The organism is Mesorhizobium sp. USDA 4132, assembly GCF_056279545.1.
This window is the reverse complement of sequence record NZ_JBWCCP010000002.1, coordinates 1035455-1057059: the sequence shown is the minus strand read 5'-3', so window position 1 is coordinate 1057059 and position 21605 is coordinate 1035455. Positions and strand designations below refer to the sequence as shown.

General features: G+C 60.9%; 17 protein-coding genes and 4 pseudogenes. 13 read left to right on the top strand and 8 right to left on the bottom strand.

Annotated features, from left to right (window positions below; all coding sequences use genetic code 11):
- Window positions 1-9: 9 nt before the first annotated feature.
- The 6 genes from ACZ9IU_RS27680 to ACZ9IU_RS27655 form a co-directional block, all read right to left on the bottom strand.
- Window positions 10-372, bottom strand: coding sequence for a cytochrome C oxidase subunit IV family protein (locus ACZ9IU_RS27680; RefSeq protein ID WP_040124703.1), 363 nt, complete (start codon window positions 370-372; stop codon window positions 10-12).
- A gap of 7 nt (window positions 373-379) precedes the next feature.
- Entirely contained in the window at window positions 380-1099 is a 720-nt protein-coding gene (locus ACZ9IU_RS27675) for a heme-copper oxidase subunit III family protein (RefSeq protein ID WP_040124704.1), read from the bottom strand.
- A gap of 23 nt (window positions 1100-1122) precedes the next feature.
- Window positions 1123-1836, bottom strand: a complete 714-nt coding sequence (locus ACZ9IU_RS27670) for a cytochrome c oxidase subunit 3 (protein WP_040124706.1) — start codon at window positions 1834-1836, stop codon at window positions 1123-1125.
- Window positions 1833-3611, bottom strand: coding sequence for a cytochrome c oxidase subunit I (ctaD, locus tag ACZ9IU_RS27665; protein ID WP_040124707.1), 1779 nt, complete (start codon window positions 3609-3611; stop codon window positions 1833-1835). The genes ACZ9IU_RS27670 and ctaD overlap by 4 nt, the downstream gene beginning before the upstream one ends.
- A 49-nt stretch (window positions 3612-3660) precedes the next feature.
- Window positions 3661-4482 carry a cytochrome c oxidase subunit II gene (locus tag ACZ9IU_RS27660; protein WP_040124709.1) on the bottom strand — a complete coding sequence of 274 codons (822 nt, stop codon included), beginning with the start codon at window positions 4480-4482 and terminating at the stop codon, window positions 3661-3663.
- 130 nt (window positions 4483-4612) lie between these two features.
- Window positions 4613-5002: a c-type cytochrome gene (locus ACZ9IU_RS27655; protein WP_040124711.1), complete on the bottom strand. Its 390-nt coding sequence runs from the start codon at window positions 5000-5002 to the stop codon at window positions 4613-4615.
- 571 nt (window positions 5003-5573) lie between these two features.
- On the opposite strand from ACZ9IU_RS27655, the pseudogene ACZ9IU_RS27650 reads away from it, so the two are divergent.
- The 13 genes and pseudogenes from ACZ9IU_RS27650 to ACZ9IU_RS27590 all read left to right on the top strand — a co-directional run bounded on the left by ACZ9IU_RS27650 (window position 5574) and on the right by ACZ9IU_RS27590 (window position 20104).
- Window positions 5574-6570: pseudogene (locus ACZ9IU_RS27650) on the top strand (MsnO8 family LLM class oxidoreductase).
- Window positions 6571-6590: 20 nt separating this feature from the next.
- The gene (locus ACZ9IU_RS27645; RefSeq protein WP_040124714.1) at window positions 6591-7928 is read left to right on the top strand and encodes an LLM class flavin-dependent oxidoreductase; all 1338 of its coding nucleotides are present in this window, start codon (window positions 6591-6593) and stop codon (window positions 7926-7928) included.
- A gap of 77 nt (window positions 7929-8005) precedes the next feature.
- Complete coding sequence (locus tag ACZ9IU_RS27640) at window positions 8006-9193, top strand: M20 aminoacylase family protein (RefSeq protein WP_040124715.1); 1188 nt, start codon at window positions 8006-8008, stop codon at window positions 9191-9193.
- Between the two features lie 20 nt (window positions 9194-9213).
- Window positions 9214-9756: a GNAT family N-acetyltransferase gene (locus ACZ9IU_RS27635; RefSeq protein ID WP_040124716.1), complete on the top strand. Its 543-nt coding sequence runs from the start codon at window positions 9214-9216 to the stop codon at window positions 9754-9756.
- A gap of 10 nt (window positions 9757-9766) precedes the next feature.
- Window positions 9767-11557 carry an amino acid ABC transporter permease/ATP-binding protein gene (locus ACZ9IU_RS27630; protein ID WP_080719334.1) on the top strand — a complete coding sequence of 597 codons (1791 nt, stop codon included), beginning with the start codon at window positions 9767-9769 and terminating at the stop codon, window positions 11555-11557.
- Between the two features lie 28 nt (window positions 11558-11585).
- Window positions 11586-12524, top strand: a complete 939-nt coding sequence (locus ACZ9IU_RS27625) for an ABC transporter substrate-binding protein (RefSeq protein ID WP_040124717.1) — start codon at window positions 11586-11588, stop codon at window positions 12522-12524.
- 64 nt (window positions 12525-12588) lie between these two features.
- Complete coding sequence (locus ACZ9IU_RS27620) at window positions 12589-13530, top strand: ABC transporter substrate-binding protein (RefSeq protein ID WP_040124719.1); 942 nt, start codon at window positions 12589-12591, stop codon at window positions 13528-13530.
- A 30-nt stretch (window positions 13531-13560) separates the two neighbouring features.
- A pseudogene (locus tag ACZ9IU_RS27615) lies at window positions 13561-14621 on the top strand (LLM class flavin-dependent oxidoreductase).
- Window positions 14618-15808, top strand: a pseudogene (locus tag ACZ9IU_RS27610) (cystathionine beta-lyase). The pseudogenes ACZ9IU_RS27615 and ACZ9IU_RS27610 overlap by 4 nt, the downstream one beginning before the upstream one ends.
- A 338-nt stretch (window positions 15809-16146) precedes the next feature.
- Window positions 16147-17130 (top strand): ABC transporter substrate-binding protein, encoded by a 984-nt coding sequence (locus tag ACZ9IU_RS27605; RefSeq protein WP_040124720.1) that lies wholly within the window; start codon window positions 16147-16149, stop codon window positions 17128-17130.
- Window positions 17131-17167: 37 nt separating this feature from the next.
- Window positions 17168-18031 carry an ABC transporter permease gene (locus tag ACZ9IU_RS27600; protein ID WP_040124721.1) on the top strand — a complete coding sequence of 288 codons (864 nt, stop codon included), beginning with the start codon at window positions 17168-17170 and terminating at the stop codon, window positions 18029-18031.
- A complete protein-coding gene (locus ACZ9IU_RS27595) occupies window positions 18028-18756 on the top strand; it encodes an ABC transporter ATP-binding protein (protein ID WP_040124722.1) in 729 nt (242 codons plus the stop codon). The genes ACZ9IU_RS27600 and ACZ9IU_RS27595 overlap by 4 nt, the downstream gene beginning before the upstream one ends.
- A 10-nt stretch (window positions 18757-18766) precedes the next feature.
- Window positions 18767-20104 carry an LLM class flavin-dependent oxidoreductase gene (locus ACZ9IU_RS27590; protein WP_040124723.1) on the top strand — a complete coding sequence of 446 codons (1338 nt, stop codon included), beginning with the start codon at window positions 18767-18769 and terminating at the stop codon, window positions 20102-20104.
- A 15-nt stretch (window positions 20105-20119) separates the two neighbouring features.
- Here the strand turns inward: ACZ9IU_RS27590 and ACZ9IU_RS27585 are convergent.
- Both ACZ9IU_RS27585 and ACZ9IU_RS27580 read right to left on the bottom strand, forming a co-directional pair.
- Window positions 20120-20233: pseudogene (locus ACZ9IU_RS27585) on the bottom strand (IS5/IS1182 family transposase); the annotation flags it as partial.
- A 126-nt stretch (window positions 20234-20359) separates the two neighbouring features.
- The gene (locus tag ACZ9IU_RS27580) at window positions 20360-20734 is read right to left on the bottom strand and encodes a helix-turn-helix domain-containing protein (protein WP_258719176.1); all 375 of its coding nucleotides are present in this window, start codon (window positions 20732-20734) and stop codon (window positions 20360-20362) included.
- Between the last annotated feature and the right edge of the window lie 871 nt (window positions 20735-21605).

The following is a 21605-nucleotide window of genomic DNA, read 5'->3' as shown; positions in this document are numbered from 1 at the left end:
CACTGCCCCTCAGGGACCAGTGCCGAAGAAGGCGAGGCGGGTGAAGATCGTATAGTCCGCCTCCGATACCATCAGCGCGACGAAAACAAGCACCAGCAGCGGCGGCAGCAGGATGGCGTAAACGAGCGCCAGCCGTTCCCAGGCCATGTGCATGAAGACGGCAACGATCAGCCCGGCCTTCAGCATCATGAACAACAGGATCAGCGTCCATCTGAGATAACCCTGGAAGCCGAGATAATCGACCATGTAGGAAAAGGCGCTGAGCACGAAGAGCATGCCCCAGACGAGGAGGTAGAGCCGGATCGGATGCTGCTGCCCGGTTTGGAGCCGTTGTCCAGATTGGATGTGTGCATGCGCCGCTGTCTCGTTCATGACGACCTCACCACAGATAGAAGAATGCGAAAATGAAGACCCAGACCAGATCGACGAAGTGCCAGTAGAGGCCCATGATCTCGACGGCCTCGTAGCGACCTCTCCGGCTGGTGAAGAAGCCGCGCCGTTCCTGGTCGAAATCGCCCCGCCAGACCTTGCGGGCGACGATGAGGAGAAAGATGACGCCGATCGTGACATGGGTGCCGTGAAAGCCGGTAATCATGAAGAAGGTCGATCCGAACTGTGCCGCCCCCCAGGGGTTTCCCCAGGGGCGCACACCTTCGGTGATCAGCTTCGTCCATTCGAAGGCCTGCATGCCGACGAAGCATGCGCCGAGAAGCGCCGTTAGCAGCATCAAGATCGCGGTCGTGCGGCGGTCGCGGCGATAGCCGAAATTGACTGCCATTGCCATGGTGCCGCTGCTCGAGATCAGCACGAAGGTCATGATCGCGATCAGGATCAGCGGCACGTCCTGGCCGCCAATATGCAGCGCGAAGACCTCGCTCGGATTGGGCCAGGCGACCGGCGTCGACATACGGGCGGTCATGTAGGCGATCAGGAAACAGCCGAAAACGAAGGTGTCGCTCAAGAGAAAGATCCACATCATCGCCTTGCCCCAGGAGGCGGTCTTGAAGGCGCGCTGATCCGACGCGAAATCGGCGGCGACACCGCGCAGGCCCGCCGGCCTGAGGTCTGGCTCGCCATGTGTCCCGATAGTCTGTGCCATCTGCAAATCTCCTGGTTCGGCCCCTAGGTCAGCAATGTGCGGCAGAGATCGACGAAATCATTCGCCCACCCGGCAAACAGCGCAAAGAGCAACAGCCAGACGGCGAGCATGAAATGCGAATAGATGGCGGAGAGATCGACGCTGAGGCGCAGCCTCTCCGGCGCAACGTCGGTTGAAAATGCCCTGACCGTCGTGTGCGCGAGCACGGCGAGCCCACCGAGGATATGCAGCCCATGCAGGCCGGTCAGCATGTAGAAGAAGCTGTTGGCGGGATTGTCGGCCAGCACGTAGCCGGCTGACACCAGTTCCCGCCATGCCTGGATCTGCCCGACGAGAAAGAAGACGGCAAGCGCGAGTCCTGTCACAAGCGCCGGCCGCAGGCTTTCCATGCGGCCGTGTCCCGCTTCTCGTCTCGCCCATTGCAGCGCCGCACTGCTCGATGCGAGTGCTGCGGTGTTCACCCAGAGGAGGCGCGGAACCGGCATGCCCCACCAGTCGGCCGACGCCATGCGCATGAAATAGGCACTGACGGCAAGGCTGAAGACGGCGCCGACGACGCCGAGAAACACGAAGAGGCCGATCTTCACCGCCGGCGGCTGTCGCCGGTCTGCGCCGATATGATCCGGCAGTTGCACCGACCCGGTTTCCAGCCAGGGCTTCGAGGTCAGCCGCTGCCCGGAAAGCCACCAGATGATGATGGCGGCGATCGCGGCAAGGAAGATCAGGATGACGTTCATGCGGGAACCTCCCGGGTGACGCCATCGCTTGCCGGAACATTCTGCGGAATGAAATCCTCGGCCGCTCCCGGCACGCTGTAGTCATAGGCCCAGCGGTAGACGACGGGCAGGTCCTTGCCCCAGTTGCCATGGGCGGGCGGGGTCTGCGGCGTCTGCCATTCCAGCGTCGTCGCCCGCCATGGATTGCCGCCGGCCTCTTTCCCCCGGAAAAGGCTCCAGACGAGATTGAACAGGAACACCATCTGCCCGGCCCCGACAACAAGCGCCATGACGGTAATGAAAATGTTCAGCGTATGGGCCGAAGGCGGGACGAAGGCCGTTTCTCCCATCTCGAAGTAGCGGCGCGGCACCCCGAGCAGGCCGAGGTAATGCATCGGAAAGAAGATCGCATAGGCGCCAAGGAAGGTGATCCAGAAGTGGATATGACCGAGCACGTCGTTCAGCATGCGTCCTGTCACCTTCGGATACCAGTGATAGATCGCCCCGAAGATGACGAGGATCGGCGCCACACCCATGACCATGTGGAAATGCGCGACGACGAACATCGTGTCCGACAGCGGCACGTCAACGACGACATTGCCGAGGAAAAGGCCGGTCAGGCCGCCATTGACGAAGGTGACGATGAAGGCGAGCGCAAAGAGCATCGGCAGCGTCAGGTGGATATCGCCGCGCCACAGCGTCAGCACCCAGTTATAGACCTTGATCGCCGTCGGGACGGCGATGATCAGCGTCGTGGTGGCAAAGAAGAAGCCAAAGGCCGGGTTCATGCCGCTGACATACATGTGGTGTGCCCAGACGACGAAGCTCAGCGCACCGATGATGACAATCGCCCAGACCATCATGCGATAGCCGAAGATGTTCTTACGCGCATGCGTGCTGATCAGGTCCGAAACGATGCCGAAGGCGGGAAGTGCTACAATATAGACCTCGGGATGGCCGAAGAACCAGAACAGGTGCTGGAAGAGGATCGGGCTGCCGCCGCCATGCTGCAGCTGCGTGCCCATCTCGACGATGGCGGGCATGAAGAAGCTCGTGCCGAGCACGCGGTCGAACAGCATCATGACGCAAGCGACGAACAGGGCAGGGAAGGCGAGCAGCGCCATCACGGTGGCGGTGAAGATGCCCCAGACGGTGAGCGGCATGCGCATCAGTGTCATGCCGCGCGCCCGCCCCTGCAGCACCGTCACCACATAGTTCAGCCCGCCCATGGTGAAGCCGATGATGAAGACGATCAGCGACGAGAGCATGAGGAGGATGCCCCAGTCCTTGCCGCCGGGGGTGCCGGAAAGAACCGATTGCGGCGGATAAAGCGTCCAGCCCGCCCCTGTCGGGCCGCCGGGGGCGAAAAAGCCGGCGACCAGGATCAGCACCGCGAGCAGGTAGATCCAGTAGCTCAGCATGTTGGCGTAGGGAAACACCATGTCGCGGGCGCCGACCATCAGCGGAATGAGGTAGTTGCCGAAACCACCGAGGAACAGCGCGGTCAGGAGATAGATCACCATGATCATGCCGTGCATGGTGATGAACTGATAATAGTGATCGGCATCGATGAAGGCGAAATAGCCGGGAAAGGCAAGCTGCAGCCGCATCAGCCAGGAGAGCACCAGCGCTACAAGGCCGATCGAGATAGCGGTCATCGAATATTGCACGGCGATGATCTTGGCATCCTGGCTGAACACATATTTCGTCCACCAGCTGCCCGGATGATAAAGCTCGACATCCTCGACTTCGGCGGCGGGGATGGCGCCTGCACTTCCGGATGGAATCTCGACCATGATCTCTCTTCCCTTTCCTTCCGAAGCGGCTTCCGGCCGCTCCGCCGGGTCAGTTTGCCGGCCGCGGCGGCTCTCCCGATGACGCCGTAAGCTGGGTGAATGTCTGCTGCTGCCCAAGCCAGGTCTGGTAGTCGGCATCCTCGTCGACGACGACGGTGCCGCGCATTTGCGGATGGCCGACACCGCAGAGTTCGGCGCAGAGAATCTCGAAGCTTCCCGTCCGGGTCGGCGTGAACCAGAAATAGGTGATCATGCCGGGGATCATGTCCATCTTGGCGCGGAATTCCGGCACGTAGAAATCATGGAGAACATCGACCGAGCGCAGCAATATGCGCACCGGCTTGCCGACCGGCAGATGAAGCTCGCCGCCCTCGATGATCACATCGTCGAGGCCGCTTGCGTCGTTCTTGTTCAGGCCGAGCGGATTTTCGGCGCTGACGTCGCGCGTCTCCGCGCGGCCGAGCTTTCCGTCCGCGCCCGGCAGGCGGAAGTTCCACAACCACTGCTGGCTGACGACCTCGACTGGTACGGCATCGTCGGGCACCGTGATGAACTGGTTCCACACCACGAGGCCAGGCGCCAGCATCGCCGCGACGCCAACTGCCGTTCCCGATGCCAGCAGCCATTCCAGCCTGCGGTTTTCAGGCTCATAGGCCGCCTGGTTGCCTGGCTTGTGTCGGAAGCGAAAGACGCAATAGGCCATGAACGAAACCACAGCCACGAAGACGATACCGGTGATCCAGAAGGTGATGACGAGCGTGCTGTCGATATAGGTCCAGTTGGAGGCGATCGGCGTCCACCACCACGGGCTCAGCACATGGAACAGCACGGAGCCGACAACAATCAAGACGAGAATCAGCACAACAGCCATTTCCGCCCCTCCCTGAGCAGGTCGACCGTGAAACCGCATTCTGCAAAAATACGGGGTTATTATCGCACGAATGGAAAAGATGGGCAATTACTGCAATTTAGGCATGTCCAGCCGGTGGTCTCTCGGCCGGTTACTGGGAATATTGCTTGAGATAGGCGATGAGATTGGTGATCTCCTGCTCGTCCTTCAGGCCGACGAAGGTCATCTTGGTGCCCTTCACCTTCGCTTTTGGATTGTGCAGATAGTCGCGCAACGTCGCCTCGTCCCAGACGAGGCCGCCGTCTCCGGCCTCTTTCATCCCGGTCGAATAGGCGAAATTGGGATGCGTTCCGGCCTTTCGGCCAAACAGCTTGTTCAGTGACGGGCCGACCTTGTTCGTATCGGAATCGACGATATGACAGGTCGCGCATTTCTTGAAAACGGTGGCGCCCGCCGTCGCGTCACCTTCCTGAGCTGCGGCATCAAACGACGAAACGGCGACGATAGACGCGCCGATCAACAGAATAACACGATAGGTCATGGCAAACCTCATCCTCCTCAAGGTTGCCCAATCGCCCCATCATCCACCCCATCCGGGCGTGGATATGCTTGCGATCACTAAAGAGTAGTCCTTAAGGTTGGTAAGTCAACCGGCCCCACAAGAGGTCGAGGATCATATTTAGCTCAATGGCCCTAGCGGCGTTGTGTCAAGGAGTGGGGCATGGATATGGTGGGATGAGAATTCGCCCATCGGCTACAGGCGTCATCATTTCCCGCAACAAATCATCGTCGCAGACGATCCTTCTGACCACGTTCCGTCTGCTGAGAAAATGCAGCCGTTCTCCGAACGCCGGCCGCTCCTTCCGACCGCGGTCAGTTGTGTGAAGCCTATGGTCGATGTTTGGATGTCTTCGGCAATCTAGACATCGAATGGTTCTACAGAGTTGTTGCACCCTACATGGGCAGCCCGACGATGAGGAGCGGCGAATTTTCATCAGATCGAAAAACGATTTTCCTCTTTTGTCGATGCAATCAGAAATATCGCCCTTCATTATATACTAAATTAATAGACAAATAGCGGTACATTTCAGCGATGATCCGTGAGGTCCCCGATGTACGCTCTGAGCCTTCTCGACAAAAGTCCCATTTCGTCCGGGGAAAGCGCCATTTCGGCGCTCTCCAACACGGTCAATCTGGCGAAGAGGGCGGAAGAGCTGGGATATCGTCGTTTCTGGGTGGCGGAGCATCACGGCGGAACCGAACTCGCCAGCTCTGCGCCGGAAGTGCTGGTCTCTTGGATCCTCGCCAACACTTCGAGTATCCGCGTCGGGTCAGGCGGGGTAATGCTGCAGCATTATAGCCCCTTCAAGGTGGCAGAAGTGTTCAACCTCCTGTCTTCGCTGGCGCCTGGCCGTGTCGACCTCGGGGTCGGCAAGACGCCAGGCGGGCTGCCCAAGGCAACAGCTGCGCTTCAGGCCTATCGCGCCGCAAAGCCGGATTTCGTCGAGCAGCTTTCCGATCTGACCGCGTTTCTCGATAATTCTGCCATGGCGAAAGTCGGTGAGGCGCTTGCATTTTCCGGGCCGAGGCCCGCCGGTCACCGCCGACCGTTTCCTGCTCGGCGCCAGCCCCGACAGTGCTCGGCTTGCCGCCGCCCATGGCTGGAATTTCGTCTTTGCTGGCCATCTGAACGGCGATCCGGGAAACCTGCAGCTGAGCCTTGATACATTCCGGAAACAGAGTGGCGGTAAATCCGCGATCCTGGCACTCGCGGCCTATGCGTCGGAAAATGCCGCCCACGCGGCCGTACAGATTTCCGAGTTGAAGATCTTCAAGGTGTTTCTAGACAACGGCCAGTCGGTCAGCCTCGGCCGCCGGGATCAGGCGGAGGAATTCGCCAGACAGGCCGGCGCCAAGGAATACTGCATCGAGGAACGCAAGCCGAGCGTGCTGCACGGCACGCCGGAAAGCATCCATGAAGAACTCGCGCGCCTTTCGAAAGCCCACGGCATCGAGGAGTTTATCCTCGAACCGCCCGCAGTGAGTGCCGATGAGCGGCTTGCATCCATCGAGCTTCTGGCCCGCCGGCCGCTTTCGGCCGCGGCTTGATTTCCTGAAGGAGATACAAAATGACCAAGAAAATCAGTTTCGGCATCATGCTACAGGGCGCCGGTGGCCACATGAATTCCTGGCGTCATCCGAAGAGCCCGGTGGATGCGAGCGTCAACCTCGATTTCTTCAAGGCGACGGCGCTGAAGGCCGAAGCCGCGGGCATTGCCTTCGCCTTCGTGGCGGACGGGCTTTACATCAACGAGAAGTCGATCCCACATTTCCTCAACCGCTTCGAACCGCTGACCATCCTCTCGGCGCTGGCTACCGTCACCACGAAGATCGGCCTCGCCGGCACAGTTTCGACGTCCTATAGCGACCCCTTTACGGTCGCCCGCCAGTTCGCCTCGCTCGACCTGATCAGCGGTGGCCGGGCCGGCTGGAATGCGGTGACGACGCCGCTTGAAGGCACCGCCAAAAATTACAGCCGCCCGCATCCGGAACATTCGCTGCGCTACGAGATGGCGCATGAATATCTGGAGATCGTCAAAGGTCTATGGGACAGCTGGGACGACGACGCCTTCGTGCGTGATCGGGCAAGCGGCAGATTCTTCGATCGCAAAAAGCTGCATCGGCTGGACCACAAGGGTCGCTTCTTTCAGGTCGAAGGTCCGCTCAACATCCAGCGCTCGCCGCAGGGGCAGCCGGTCCTCTTTCAGGCCGGTTCGTCGGATGCCGGCATCGGCCTCGCCGGCAAACACGCGGACGCGGTTTTCACCAATACTGTCTCGCTGGAGGAAAACCAGACCTTCTTCCGGCGTGTGAAGCAGTCTGCCGTCGCGCAGGGGCGCTCGGCAGACGACGTGAAGATCTTCCCGGGCATCGGTCCAATCGTCGGCGAGACGCAGGCCGAAGCGGAAGAGAAATACAATATCATCCGCAACCTGATCTCGACCGATGATGCGCTCGCCTATCTTGGCCGCTTCTTCGATCACCATGATTTCAGCGTCTACGATCTGGATGCGCCATTCCCTGAACTCGGCGATATTGGCAAGAACAGCTTCCGCTCGACGACCGACCGCATCAAGCGGATCGCCAAGGAAAAGGGGCAGACACTGCGAGAAGCTGCACTGGAAGCCGCAACGCCACGCGAAGGTTTCGTCGGCACGGCGGAAGCGATTGCCGACAAGCTCATCGACTGGGTGGAGCAGGAGGCCGCGGACGGCTTCATCCTTGGCTTCCCGATCATCGCCGAAGGACTGGACGATTTCATTCGGCTGGTCATCCCGATCCTCAAGAAGCGCGGCTACTTCGATCCGCATCTGGAAGGCGAGACCCTGCGGGACCATCTCGGGCTGCCCCGGAAAGAAAGCATCTACACGGACGGTCATCCGGCTGCGGAGAAGGCTCGGGCATAACGCTCAACGCTTAGCGCACTGAAGAGGTAAACGGGTGCACAAGGCGTGCGCCCCCAACCTTCGGAAAGCAGAAGATCATGAATATCCATATTGACGGCGCGCGTCATCGCGACGACGCCGAACGGGTGATCCTTGCCTCGATCGACGAGTTCGTCGCTATCCGGCGCGACCTCCACCAATATCCCGAACTCTCTTTCCAGGAGCGGCGGACTTCCGGCCTCGTGGCCAGATACCTCCAATCCTACGGCTACGAGGTGACGGAAGGTGTCGGCGGTTATGGCGTGGTCGCGACGCTTTCGCGGGGGCAGGGCGGCAAGCGCATCGGTATCCGTGCGGATATCGACGCGCTGCCGATCGAGGAGGCGACCAATCTCGATTATTCCAGCCGCAACCCCGGCGTCATGCATGCCTGCGGCCATGACGGGCACGCTACGATCCTGCTCGCGGCGGCTCGTTATCTTGCTGAACATGGCAAATTCGACGGTACCCTGACGCTGATCTTCCAGCCGGCGGAGGAAGTCGGTGCTGGTGCCCGCAAGATGATTGAGGACCGGCTGTTTGAGCGGTTTCCGGTCGATGCGATCTTCGGGCTGCACAACTGGCCGGGTGTCACATTGGGACAGTTCGGTTTCGTCGAGGGACCGGCGATGGCCTCAGTGGACCAGGCGCTGATCCGCATCGTCGGGCGGGGAGGGCACGGGGCGGCGCCGCATGAGGCCGTTGATCCCGTGCTCGCTTCGGCCTCGTTCATCACCGCGCTGCAAAGCATCGTCGCCCGCAATGTTGATCCACTGGAAATGGCGGTGCTGACGGTGGGTTCGATCCATGGCGGCTCCGCCTCGAATGTCATTCCGGAAAGCGTCGAACTGAAGCTGACCGCCCGGGCTTATTCCGAGGCGATCCGCGACAAGTTGGAGGAGCGCGTGCCGGCTTTGGCGCGCGCCCAGGCGGAGAGCTTTGGCGCCTTTGCGGATGTGAACTACCGGCGCGGTTTTCCGGCCGTGATCAATCACGCCGAGGAGACACGATTTGCACGTCGCGTCGCCGAGGAAAACTTCCCGGTGGAACAGGTCGCGAAGGATTTCCGGCCGCGCACCGCCAGCGAGGACTTCGCCTACATGCTGCAGCAGCGGCCGGGCTCCTATCTCTTCGTCGGCAATGGCGACAGCAGCGCGCTTCACAGTCCCCACTACAACTTCAACGACGAGATCATCGCCCCCGCCGCGCGGTTCTGGGTGCGGCTCGCCGAAACTTATCTTTCCTGATCCTGCCTTAAGGAGCGACCATGAGCGACCGATTCCTCTACACAAATCCGCTTGATCCGCTGGCCAGGCCACTGATCGATGAACTCACATACGAATACGACAGCCGCTACGGCAGCTTCTATGACGCCGAAGGTGCGACGAAGGAGATGAACCGCTACGGACCGGAGGTTTTCGCGCCGCCGCACGGCAATTTCCTTCTGCTGCTGCGGGATGGCGAGGCGATCGCTGGCGGCGCGTTCATGCGACATCAGGACGAAGGCACCACGGAGTTCAAGCGCGTCTGGACCCACTCCGCGTATCGCCGTCAAGGCCTCGCTCGCAAGGTGCTGGCCGAGCTGGAAGAGCAGGCGGCGCGGCAGGGTTATACCCGTATCTACCTAACCACCGGTTTTCGCCAGCCTGAGGCCGTTGGCCTCTACCTTACCCACGGTTATTCCGCGCTGTTCGACACGACGGCGGATCCTGAGACCATCCGCAAGCTGCGGTTCGAAAAAGCGCTCGGTTTCGGCGGCTACGCGGCGCGCAAGGCGGTCGTCTCGGCCACTTTGCACGGCGCGGCGTGAGGAGGCGGGGATGACGATCACCAGCGATTTCAGCGACATCCAGGCAGCTCCTCCGCGACAACCCGCAGCCGCCAAGGGGGATTACTCTCATTACCGCATTGTGCCGGCACGTTATCCGGCACGCACCGTCGGCACCGTCTTCGCACTGATCGTTATCGCCGCGACGATCCATTCGGTTCTCGGCAATCCGCGCTGGGGTTGGGATGTCTTCGCAGAGTGGTTCTTCGCCGAGCCGGTTCTGATTGGCCTCGGCCGGACGTTGTTGCTGACCGCCCTCGGCGCACTGTTCGGCTTCATCCTCGGCACAGGGCTGGCGCTGGCACGGGTCTCTCGTTCTCCTTTGCTGGTCGGGGTGTCCTGGACTTATATCTGGATCTTCCGTTCGATCCCGCTGATCGTTCTGCTGCTGATCCTCAACAATCTCGGTTATCTTTACGAGACGATCACTGTCGGGGTCCCTTATACCGGCATCAACTTCATCAGCTGGAATACCACACAGCTCATCACACCGTTCGCCGCCGCCATGCTCGGACTGACGCTGAATCAGGCGGCTTTCGCCTCGGAAATCATCCGCGGCGGCATTCTCTCGGTTGATCAGGGGCAGCTGGAAGCCGCTTCAGCACTCGGCCTGCCCCGTAGCCGCCAGGCGTCACGGATCGTGTTGCCGCAGGCGATGCGCTCCATCCTGCCGACCGCCTTCAACGATATCATCGGTCTCGCGAAGGGCACGTCCCAAGTTTATATCCTTGCGCTGCCGGAACTCTTCTACACGATCCAGATCATCTACCGCCGCAATCTGGAAGTGATTCCGCTCCTGATGGTGGCCACCGTCTGGTACCTCGTCATCCTGACGGTATTGTCGATCATCCAGCACCATGTCGAGCGGCATTATGCCCGCGGTGCTCTCAGAAATCCGCCGCGGTCGATCTTCTCCAGCCTCTATCGCCGTTTCGTGCCGCAGGTGGCGGTCGCGCCGAAAGCGGCTGAAGTGATTGCCAAGCCAGCCCCGCGCCAAGCCGCAGTTGCGCCACTCAGAGCCCTTGGCGGCGAAGTGACGATCCACGGGGTCTCGAAAAGCTTCGGGCAGTTGAAGGTTCTCGACGAAGTCACTCTTTCCATCCCAGCAGGAAGCGTCACCGCCATTCTCGGCCAGTCCGGCTCCGGCAAGTCGACGTTGCTGCGCTCGATCAACCATCTGGAGCGGGTCGACGACGGTTTCATCGCCATCGACGGCGAACTGATCGGCTACCGGCAGGATGGCGAGACGCTCTATGAACTGAAGGAGAAGGACATCCTGAAGCGCCGCATGGAAGTCGGCATGGTGTTTCAGAACTTCAACCTCTTCCCGCATCTGACCGTTCTGGAAAACGTCGTCGAGGCGCCGATCACGGTGCGTCGCATTCCCCGCGAGCAGGCGGAAGCAGAAGCGCTCGATCTTCTTGCCCGCGTCGGCCTTGCGGAAAAGGCGAATGCCTATCCGCGCCAGCTTTCCGGCGGCCAGCAGCAGCGTGTTGCAATCGCCCGTGCGCTCGCTCTCAAGCCCAAGGTCCTGCTCTTCGACGAGCCAACCTCGGCGCTCGATCCCGAATTGGTGGGCGAAGTGCTCGATGTCATCAAGGAGCTCGCCCGGTCCGGCACGACGCTCGTCATCGTCACCCATGAGATCGGCTTTGCCCGCGAAGTCTCCGACCTCGTCGTCTTCATGGAACAGGGCCGTATCCTTGAAACCGGCGTGCCGGAGAACGTCTTCAACAAACCGGAACACCCGCGCACGGCCGAATTCCTCGCCAAAGTCCTCTGAACAAACAAAACATAAGGAAACACCCAGCATGCCCTACACGTCCAAGCTTCTTGGTCTGACTATTGGCGGCCTCCTTTCGCTTTCGGGGTTTTTCGGCGCGTTCGCTCATGCGCAGGAAGTCGATCTCTCGCCCGAGCAGAAAAGCCGGGTGAGGGCGGAGAAAGTTGATTCCGCCATCAAGCTTATTCCAGCTGGCTACAAGTTCGTCACTCCCGGCAAGCTGACGGTCGCCTCCGTTCCCGGCCGTCTGCCTTTCGCGGCCTACGCTACCGACAACAAGACGCCGGTCGGCAGCGAGCCGGATTTCGCGCAGCTTATCGCAGATAGTCTCGGCCTGCAGCTGGAACTGGTACCCATCGCCTGGGCCGACTGGCCGCTCGGGCTCGTTTCCGGCCGTTTCGATGCGGCAATCCACAACATCACTGTGACGGAAGAGCGCAAGGAGAAGTTCGACTTCTCGACCTACCGCAACGACCTGTTAGGCTTCTACGTACCGCTGAACAGCAAGGTGGCCAAGGTCGAGAAGCCGGAAGATGTCGCCGGCCTCAAGGTGATCGTCTCGTCGGGCACCAACCAGGAGCAGATCCTGCTGCGTTGGATCGAAGCCAACAGGGCGAAGGGTCTGCCGGCCAGCGAGGTGCAGTATTACGACGACGAAGCGGTGCTGGATGTCGCCCTGCAATCCGGCCGCGCCGACGCCTATCTCGGCCCGAACGCCACCTCGGCCTTCAAGGCGGCCAAGGAGCAGAAGACGAAATTCGTCGGCGGCTTCTCCGGCGGCTGGCCGCAGACGGCCGAGATCGCCGTCGCCACCAAGAAAGGCTCCGGCCTGGCGGACGCCATCACGGTCGCGCTCAACGAGCAGATCAAGGGCGGTAGCTACGGAAAGGTGCTTGCCCGCTGGAACCTCGCCGCCGAGGCGGTGAAGGAAGCGCGCACCAACCCGCCCGGCCTGCCGAAGAAGTGACCCCATTTGGCGCGGGTTTATCCCTCTTGGCTCGCGCCCCTTTTCACAAACATGGAAACTGATCATGTCTCTCTTCAAAAAAACATTCAGCCTCCTGGCCGCTGGCCTTTTGAGTTCCGCGCTCGGACTATCCGCGGCCGATGCCGCCGAAGATATCTTCGATCTCTCGCCCGACCAGCCCGGCCGCATTCGTGCCGAAAAGGATCCCGCAGCGATCGCGGCAATCCCGAAGGATTTTAAGCTCGCGACGCCGGGCAAATTCACCGTCGCCGTTTCGCCTGGCGGGCCGCCGCTTGCGACCTATGCCACCGATGCCAAAACCGTCGTCGGCGCCGATCCGGAATATGCACTGGCGATTGCTGACAGCCTCGGCCTGAAGCTTGAACTGATCCCGGTCGCCTGGGCGGATTGGCCGCTCGGCCTCGTCTCCGGCAAATACGATGCGGTGATTTCCAATGTCGGCGTGACGGAACTGCGCAAGGAGAAGTTCGACTTCTCCACCTATCGCCAGGGGCTGCACGGTTTCTTCGTCAAGGCCGATAGCGCCGTCAAGGAAATCAAGGAGCCGAAGGATGCCGCCGGTCTGCGTATCACGGTTGGTGCCAGCACCAACCAAGAACGTATCCTGCTCAAGTGGAGCGATGAGAACGTCAAGGCCGGCCTGAAGCCGATCGAACTCGTTTATCACGACGACGATGGGGCCCGGCTCGTGGCGCTGCGCTCCGGCCGCGTCGATGTCATTGTCCAGCCGCATGCTCAGCTCGTCTATATCGCCGCTCGCGACAAGAATATCCGGCGCGTCGGCACGCTGTCGGCCGGCTGGCCGGAGCGCTCGGACGTGGCGATCACCACCCGCAAGGGTTCGGGTCTCGCCGCAGCGCTGACGCTCGCCACCAACAACCTGATCAAGAACGGTACTTACGGCAAGCTTCTTGCCCGCTGGCAGCTTTCGGAAGAGGCGCTGCCGCAGTCGCAGACCAATCCGCCCGGCCTGCCGAAGAGCTGATCGATCCTCCCTCGTGACAATCGCGAAACCATGACACCATCCCCGCTCGACATTCGCCATATCGGCTTCCTCACCCCCGGCAATTATCCCGACGACGACCCCGCCAGCGGGCTCGAAGCCTCGCTCAAGCTTTTCGAAGCGGGCGAGGAACTGGGTTACGACAGCGGCTGGGTCCGCTAGCGGCATATCGAGCACGGCGTCTCCTCGGCGCCGGTTTTCCTCGCTGCCGCCAGCCAGCGCACCAAGCGTATCCAGCTGGGTTCGGCGGTAATCCAACTCGGTTATGAAAGTCCGTTTCGGCTGGCCGAAGACCTTTCCATGACGGACGCGCTTTCCGGCGGGCGCCTCAATGTTGGCGTCAGCGCCGGACCGCCGCTGCACGCCGAACTGGTCGCGCCGCTTGTCTTCGACGGCGACTGGCAGAACTTCGATTTCTCTTATGCGCGGGTCGAACGCTTGCTTGCCGATCTCGAAGGCAACTATATCGGTGATGGCGAGACCTATGTGATCTCTCCCGGCAATCGCCAGCAGGCCCGTCTTCAGCCCTTCGCGAAAGGATTGCGCGACCGTGTCTGGTATGGCGGCGGTTCACTTCGGTCATCGGAATGGGCCGGAAGAACCGGCCTCAACCTGATGATCGGCAGTCTCACCTCCGGCGACATTTCCGACGACTTCCTAGAGGCGCAGGCGAGGCAACTCGCCGCTTTTCGCGCCGCTCTGCCGGCTGGTCGCAGTCCCCGCGTCGCGGCAGGCAGAGTGATTGTCCCGACTGACGGAGCCGACAAGCACACCAGGGAAAATACCGAAATTATGCCGCAAGCCGGCATGAGCGAACGCTCTCGCCTCAGGGGCCGCGCCGCACGCTTTTCAGTCGCGATCTGGTCGGCAGCTCAGACGAGATCATCGAAAGGCTGCTCGCCGACAGTGTTCTGCGCGAGGTCGGCGAACTCCGGCTCGAGCTGCCCTATGAATTTGCTCTGGAGGAGTACGCCCAGATCATCACCGATTTCGCGACGAAGATCGCGCCCGCGCTCGGCTGGAAGCGGGCGCTCGCCAAAGATTCCATCGATACCCGGAAAGCATTCGCATGACTGAAGACCGCAAGCAGACGAGCGCGCTCGGCATGAATACCCAGCTCGTTCGTGCCGGATATGACCCGTTCGACTATCACGGCTTCATCAATCCGCCGCCCGTCCGGGCATCGCCCGTCCTGTTTCCGAGCGCCGAAGCGATGGATACGCATGCCCAGAAATACACCTATGGCACGCGCGGTACACCGACCACGAACGCGCTCTGCGAGGCGCTTAACGAACTGGAAGGTGCGGCCGGAACGATCCTGGTGCCTTCGGGCCTTGCGGCCGTGACGATCGCCTTCCTCGCCTATCTTTCACCCGGCGATCATGCGCTGGTGGTGGATTCCGTCTATGGCCCCACCCGGCATTTCTGTGAGACGATGCTCGCGCGGTTCGGCGTGGAGGCTGAATTCTATGACGCGATGGCCGGCGCCGATATCGAAAAACTGTTCCGGCCAAACACTAAGCTGGTGCACACCGAAGCGCCGGGTTCGAACACGTTCGAGATGCAGGATATCCCGGCCATCGTGGAAGTCGCGCATCGGCAGGGCGCAGTTGTCACCATGGACAATACCTGGGCGACGCCGCTTTATTTCCGTCCGCTCGATTTCGGCGTCGACATCTCCATCCAGGCCGTCACCAAGTATCCGGCGGGCCATTCGGATATCCTGATGGGCACCGTGTCCGCCAACGCGGAGCACTGGCCGCGCCTGAAGGAGACCAATGGCGCGCTGGGCATCTGCGGTGCGCCGGACGATGCCTATCAGGTGCTGCGTGGTCTGCGCACCATGGGCGTCCGGCTCGAACGCCACCAGGAAAGCGCTCTTGTCATTGCCCGATGGTTGGAGGGCAGGGACGAGGTGGGTCGGGTGCTGCATCCGGCATTGCCGAGTTCTCCCGGTCACGATCTTTGGAAGCGAGACTTCAAAGGCGCGAGCGGCATCTTTTCTTTCGTGCTGAAGGTCGAGCACAAGAAGGATTACAAGTGAAAAGCCCAAGCTTTTCTCAATGGCTTAAAGCTTTTCAGCCTTGGCTATTCCTGGGGCGGCTTCCCGAGTCTCGCGCTGCGCGTGAACCTGTTCGATCGCAAGATCATTTCGCCGCCGGCCGGCGGCCCTGTTCTGCGCCTGCAGATCGGGCTTGAGGATGTCCAAGACTTGATCGCTGATCTCGAAGGAGGCTTTGCAGCGGCCGCAATGGCATAAGCGTCTTCAGTGTAAGTCGTAAGCCTATGGCGACAGACTTAACTGGCTTATTTAATTGCCGCCTCTTTCCCAAGTTTACGTCCGATTCCGTTCAAGAGCCTAGAAGGCCTCAAGGTTACCGGTTCCACGAGCGCAATGCGTCTATCCGGTTAAGTTGGCCGTGAACACACGCGGCGGAGCGAGCTGGATCGTTTATCCGGGTCATGAAGCATGACCGAAACGAATTTGTCACCCGGCACCGGTTTGAGAAAAATACATTTCTTATAAAATCTATCGTTTCGCTGCACTTTTATCCCGGCCGGTGTTCGACACCGATTTGTTAGCTGGGGAACCGACCTGTGAACCGACGTACATTCCTATCCTTTGCCTCCACCCTTTCGCTCGGTCTCGCGTTTGGCCGCCAGACCGAGGCAGCCCTGACGGTCGATCCCAACACCACGCTTGCCGTCGCGGACCAGAGCGAATTCGTTCGCCATCTTTTCGATGCCAGCGGCGAAGCACCAAATCTTGAATTTAAGGCAAGCTTTCCGAATTTCGCCGGTGGCCCCGCTATTCTCGAGGCGATGCGGGCCGGTGCGCTGGATATCGCCTACGTTGGCGATACGCCGCCAATCCAGGCGCGGGCGGCCGGCACGCTTCTGCCGATCATCGGCACGTTTACACGAGAGGTGGCGCAATATCGCCTGACGAGCCGTCCCGGACTGGTCATCAACAAACTGGCAGATCTCAAGGGCAAGAAGCTCAGCTATATCGAAGGCTCCGGCCGGCAGGTTTTCCTGATCGAGGCGCTGAACCGTGCGGGCATTTCGCTCAAGGATGTGGAACTGGTGAATCTTCGCGTAGCCGATCTGCCGGACGCGGTCCGTTCCGGTGCCGTCGACGTCGCCGTTTTGACTGAACCGCATGTTACTCGCCTGACCAAGCAGGCCGGGGCTTCGCCGGTTCTCGATCCGGTCGAGCGCCAGATCCTGCCGAGCACCAGCTATTTCTACGCCCGCCCCGCGGCTCTGGCCGATCCGAAGAAGGTCGCGGCCGTTGAAAGCTTCCTCGGCGCGTTCACCCGCGGTGCCAAATGGGCGAATGCCAACAGGCAAGCCTGGGGGAAGTTCTATTACACCGATTTCCAGCGCATCTCGCCCGACGATACTGCGGCGATCCTGGCCGCGGAATCGCCGCTCGTCCTGCCGACGTCGGCAGAGGCCATCCCTCATCACCAGAAGCTGATCGACATTCTCTATCAGGCCGGGTCGATCAAGGAACGTTTCGACGCCAAGACGTCGTTCGTCAGCACATTCGACCCGGTCATCGTAGCTGCGCGCTGATGCCGCTTTCGATCTCCAGAGAACACGAGGAGGAACCGTGACGGACTTCATTTCATATCCATACCTTTCGGGGCGTTTGGAAAAGACGCAGTCTGCTGGCGATCAGCAGTCAGAAGTCGGCAAGGCTGTCCGTTTGACGCCGAGGCAGCTTCCGACCGGTGCGAGGCTGATCGGTCCTCTCCTCGTTCTGATCGTCTGGGAAGCGGCTTCCCGCCTCGGCATCTTGTCGCCCTACACCCTGACGGCCCCGTCGGCCGCGGGGGTGGCCGGATACGGAATGCTGGCCGACGGCACGCTGCTACCGCACCTGCTGGCTTCGGCCGGGCGTGCCTATGCCGGACTTTTTCTCGGTGTCACGGTTGGGATCATCCTCGCACTTCTGTCCGGCCTGACCCGAAGCGGGGAGGCGCTGATCGATGGCGTGGTGCAGATCAAGCGCGCCGTACCAACGCTGGCGCTCGTCCCGCTCGTGATTATCTGGCTCGGCATCGGCGAGGCGATGAAGATCTTCCTGATCTTCACCGCAGTTCTGGTGCCGGTCTATATCAACACCCACGCGGCGCTGCGGGGGATAGACATCGGCCATGTGGAACTGGCCCGCACACTCGGCCTCACCCGCGGCGAATTCATCCGGAAAGTGGCGCTGCCCGGTGCTCTGCCCGGTTTCTTCGTCTCGTTGCGGTTGGCGGTGACCCTTTGTTGGACGGCGCTCGTCGTCCTCGAGCTCATCAATACGCAGACCGGGATCGGATATCTCATGAACCGCGCCCGCGACTGGGGGCAGACCGACGTCATCGTCGTGGGGATCTTCATCTATGCGATCCTCGGACTTGTCTCCGATACCGTCGTGCGGCTGATCGAGTCCCGCGCACTCGCCTATCGGAGGGCTTTGGGAGCATGAACGTCCACACCTCTTCGTTCTCGTCGGTTTCGCTCCGCAACCTGTCGCGTGGTTTCGGCGACAAGACCATCCTCAAAGACATCACGCTCGAAGTACCCAAGGGGCAGTTCGTTGCTCTACTCGGCGAATCCGGTTCCGGCAAGACGACCCTGCTTCGGGCGCTTGCCGGGCTGGACGACGATGCGGTGACCGAGGGAGAGTTCCGCCGGCCGGCAAATACGTCCGTTCTGTTCCAGGATGCACGGTTGCTGCCATGGATGAGCGTCATCGACAACCTGACGCTCGGATTACCCCGCTCCGACGCGAAAGCAGCGGCTCTCGCCATGCTGGAAGCGGTGGGGCTGGGCGACAAGGCCAATGTCTGGCCGTCCACCCTGTCCGGCGGTCAGAAACAGCGTGCGGCACTGGCAAGGTCCCTGCTGCGCCGGCCAGAACTGCTGCTGGCGGACGAACCGTTCGGCGCTCTCGACGCCCTGACACGGATCCGCATGCATGGTCTTTTGTTCCACCTGGTAGAACAGAACAAGCCGACGGTCGTTCTCGTGACGCATGACGTCGACGAGGCGCTGCTGCTTTCCGACCGCATCCTGGTTTTGAAGGATGGGCGGATCGCCGAGGATCATCAGGTCGATCTGCCTCATCCGCGCAGTCTCGGGCATCTCGCCTTCATCGAACTCCGCCGCATGCTGCTCGCCAGCTTCGGCGTCGAACATAACCTCATCTGAGAGAAATCCAATGACGCGTCAGCTGCACTTCAATCTATTCCTGATGCCCCGCGGCCACCACGAGGGCGCATGGCGTCATCCGGATTCCACACGCCGCGCCCTTACCGATCTGGAACTCTATGTCGAGGCTGCGCGAATTGCCGAGGCCGCCAAGTTCGACGCGGTGTTCCTCGCCGATGCCCTGGTTGCTCCCAACAACGGTGGGCTGGTCGCCAGCGGCTCGATGGAGCCGATTACCCTCCTGTCGGCATTGGCTGCCCGCACCGACAAGATCGGCCTGATCGGCACCGCTTCGACGACCTACAGCCTTCCCTATACGCATGCCCGGCAATTCGCTTCTCTCGACCACCTGTCCGGCGGACGCGCGGGCTGGAATATCGTCACATCCTGGGCTCCGCAGGCCGGCCTCAACTATGGTCTGGCACAGGATGTCAGCCATGGCGACCGTTATGAGATCGCCGAGGAATTCGTCGAGGCCGTCGACGCCTTGTGGCGGAGCTTCCCCTCCCAGGCAATCCGCGACAACCGGGAGACGGGGCAGTACCTCGATCCCTCGCTCATCCAGCCGGCCAACTACAATGGTACGCATTTCCGCACGCAGGGACCGCTGAACGTACCGAGCAGCCCGCAGGGCCGTCCGGTTTATATTCAGGCGGGCCAGTCGGATTCCGGCCGGGGCTTTGCTGCACGCTGGGCGGAGGCGATCTTCACAGCGCATCTCGGAAAGGAGACCGCGCAATCCTTCTATTCCGACGTGAAGGGGCGGGCTGTCGGTTACGGCCGTCGCCCGGAGGATATCGTCGTCCTGCCGGGCATCAGCGCCGCCATCGGATCGACCACGCGTGAAGCCCAGCAGGTGTGGGAAGAACTCGACGCGCTGACAAGCCCCCAGATCGGGCTTGCCCGGCTCTCGGCGCGGTTCGGAGGCCATGACTTCTCCGGCATTCCGCTCGACCGTGTCCTAACCCAGGACGATTTCCCGGATCCGGCGCAGGTGGAGGCCTCCAAGAGCCGGGCGACCGGTTATGTCGATCTTGCGCTGAAGGAAGGCCTGACGCTGCGCAAGTTGCTCCAGAAGCTTGCCGGCGCAAGAGGGCACTTCACTGCGACAGGCACCCCAGAGCAGGTAGCCGATATCATCGAGGACTGGTTCAAGACCGGCGCCGCCGATGGCTTCAACGTGATGCCGCCAATCGTCAACAAGCAGCTCGAACTGTTCGCGACCGAAGTCGTCCCAATCCTGCGCAAGCGGGGTCTCTTCCGTACCGATTATGAAGGCAGTACCCTGCGGTCGCATTTCGGGCTGGGGCCGGTCGGGGGGAAGATACCGTTTGCCAGGACTGCTTAGAGTCCGTCCGAGAATTCATGATGGGCGTGCGATCCGTCTGACGAGGGTCATGATGGATGCGGCATAAAGGAAGGCCTTGGCGGACTTGATGGTTGCTTCCGGGTCTTTCCATAGCCGGCGGTTTCGGCTGCATCCGTCAGGTCGGTTTCGTATCGTGGCTGTTTGCGACTATACCGCCGCCGGGTGGTCGGGTTCCACATGGCGCTTTCATTCAGGCTCCAGACACCTCCTTGGAATCATCATCGGCCCGATCACTCAACCCAATTCTCGGACGGGCTCTGAGGTCGGCGAGTATTTCTGCGCGTCCAGATGCTCTGGCCCGAGCAGTACAGTATGCGCCCGCTGGCAGAACTTCAGTCTGGTGAAAGACGGCATTCGTTGGCGACATCGCTGTGCAGAATGACATGCGAAAACATTTCTCGATGCGATACTCGTGGCATAGCGAACCGGCCGGCGCGATCGGTCGCTCAAGGCCTCAGGGCCATCATCCTTGTAACGGTTGAAGATCTTGTAGCCGGTCTTGCGCGAGATACCGAAATCCCGGCAAACTTCGCTCATGCCTTCGCCCTGCAGAAGCCGGGCGACAAATCGTAGACGCTCTTCCATAACCGAAGTCTCTCTCCACGGCATCAACACCTCCCGCCGAAAGCGAAAAAGTGTTACCCATGTCTTCGGTACAAAACGTCACCTATCTCTCAGGTCGGGCACAGATATCGAAGGCGCCAAGCCCGTGGAGGCGGCTGATACTGAAACCCTCCCAGGCCGGCGAAGGTGCGGCGCGAAAGCGCAGCACGCGGGGAAGAAAGCGGCAGGGGGCGAATCCGTTCCGCCACCCTCTCCAGGCGTTCCCGCCGCTTCTAACAATGCAATCCCCCTTGATGAGGAGATCAGGCTGCTGCGGGACCAGCTGGCGCGCAAGCTTCAGCTGCAAAATGCACAACTGAAGAGGATGCTGGAGCGGTTCGAACGCTGAACGCGCTTTTATCGCCGCACGTTCTTGGATAGCTGCGCGATTTGTGCTTTTCGCATAGGCCGTGCGCGCCCGCGCTTGTTTCCGGGCGGGAACGTTCATCGTTTGTTTCGGCTGCCCTGATTTCTTCAGATGGTGAAATATCAGTTAGATAGGAAAGTCACGCTGGATTTTATCTCGCCTGAATATCCCCGTCGAACACCTCACCTTTATACTTAATGGCGTGTGGTGCTCACCGGAGAGTTGTTTGATGTGCAAGACGGATTGGGTAATGTTGGTCGCAGTGGCCATCCCGGTTGCGCCGGCCCTTTCAAGGGAGGTCCGGCTTTGGTAGGAAACCTGGCGGAAGCATCGGCGGGCCGAGCGTCAGAGGCACGCTGAGTAACCTTGATGTTTCCCCTCGCTTCTGGTGATAGTTCATCGGGTCCTTTCACTTTCTGGCGGGCCGTGGCGGGAGGAGGGCGGGCCAAGCGTCCCGTCAAAGTGGAGAAGGCAATTTGCTCGGCCATGCGGCTATGCGACTGTGGGCTG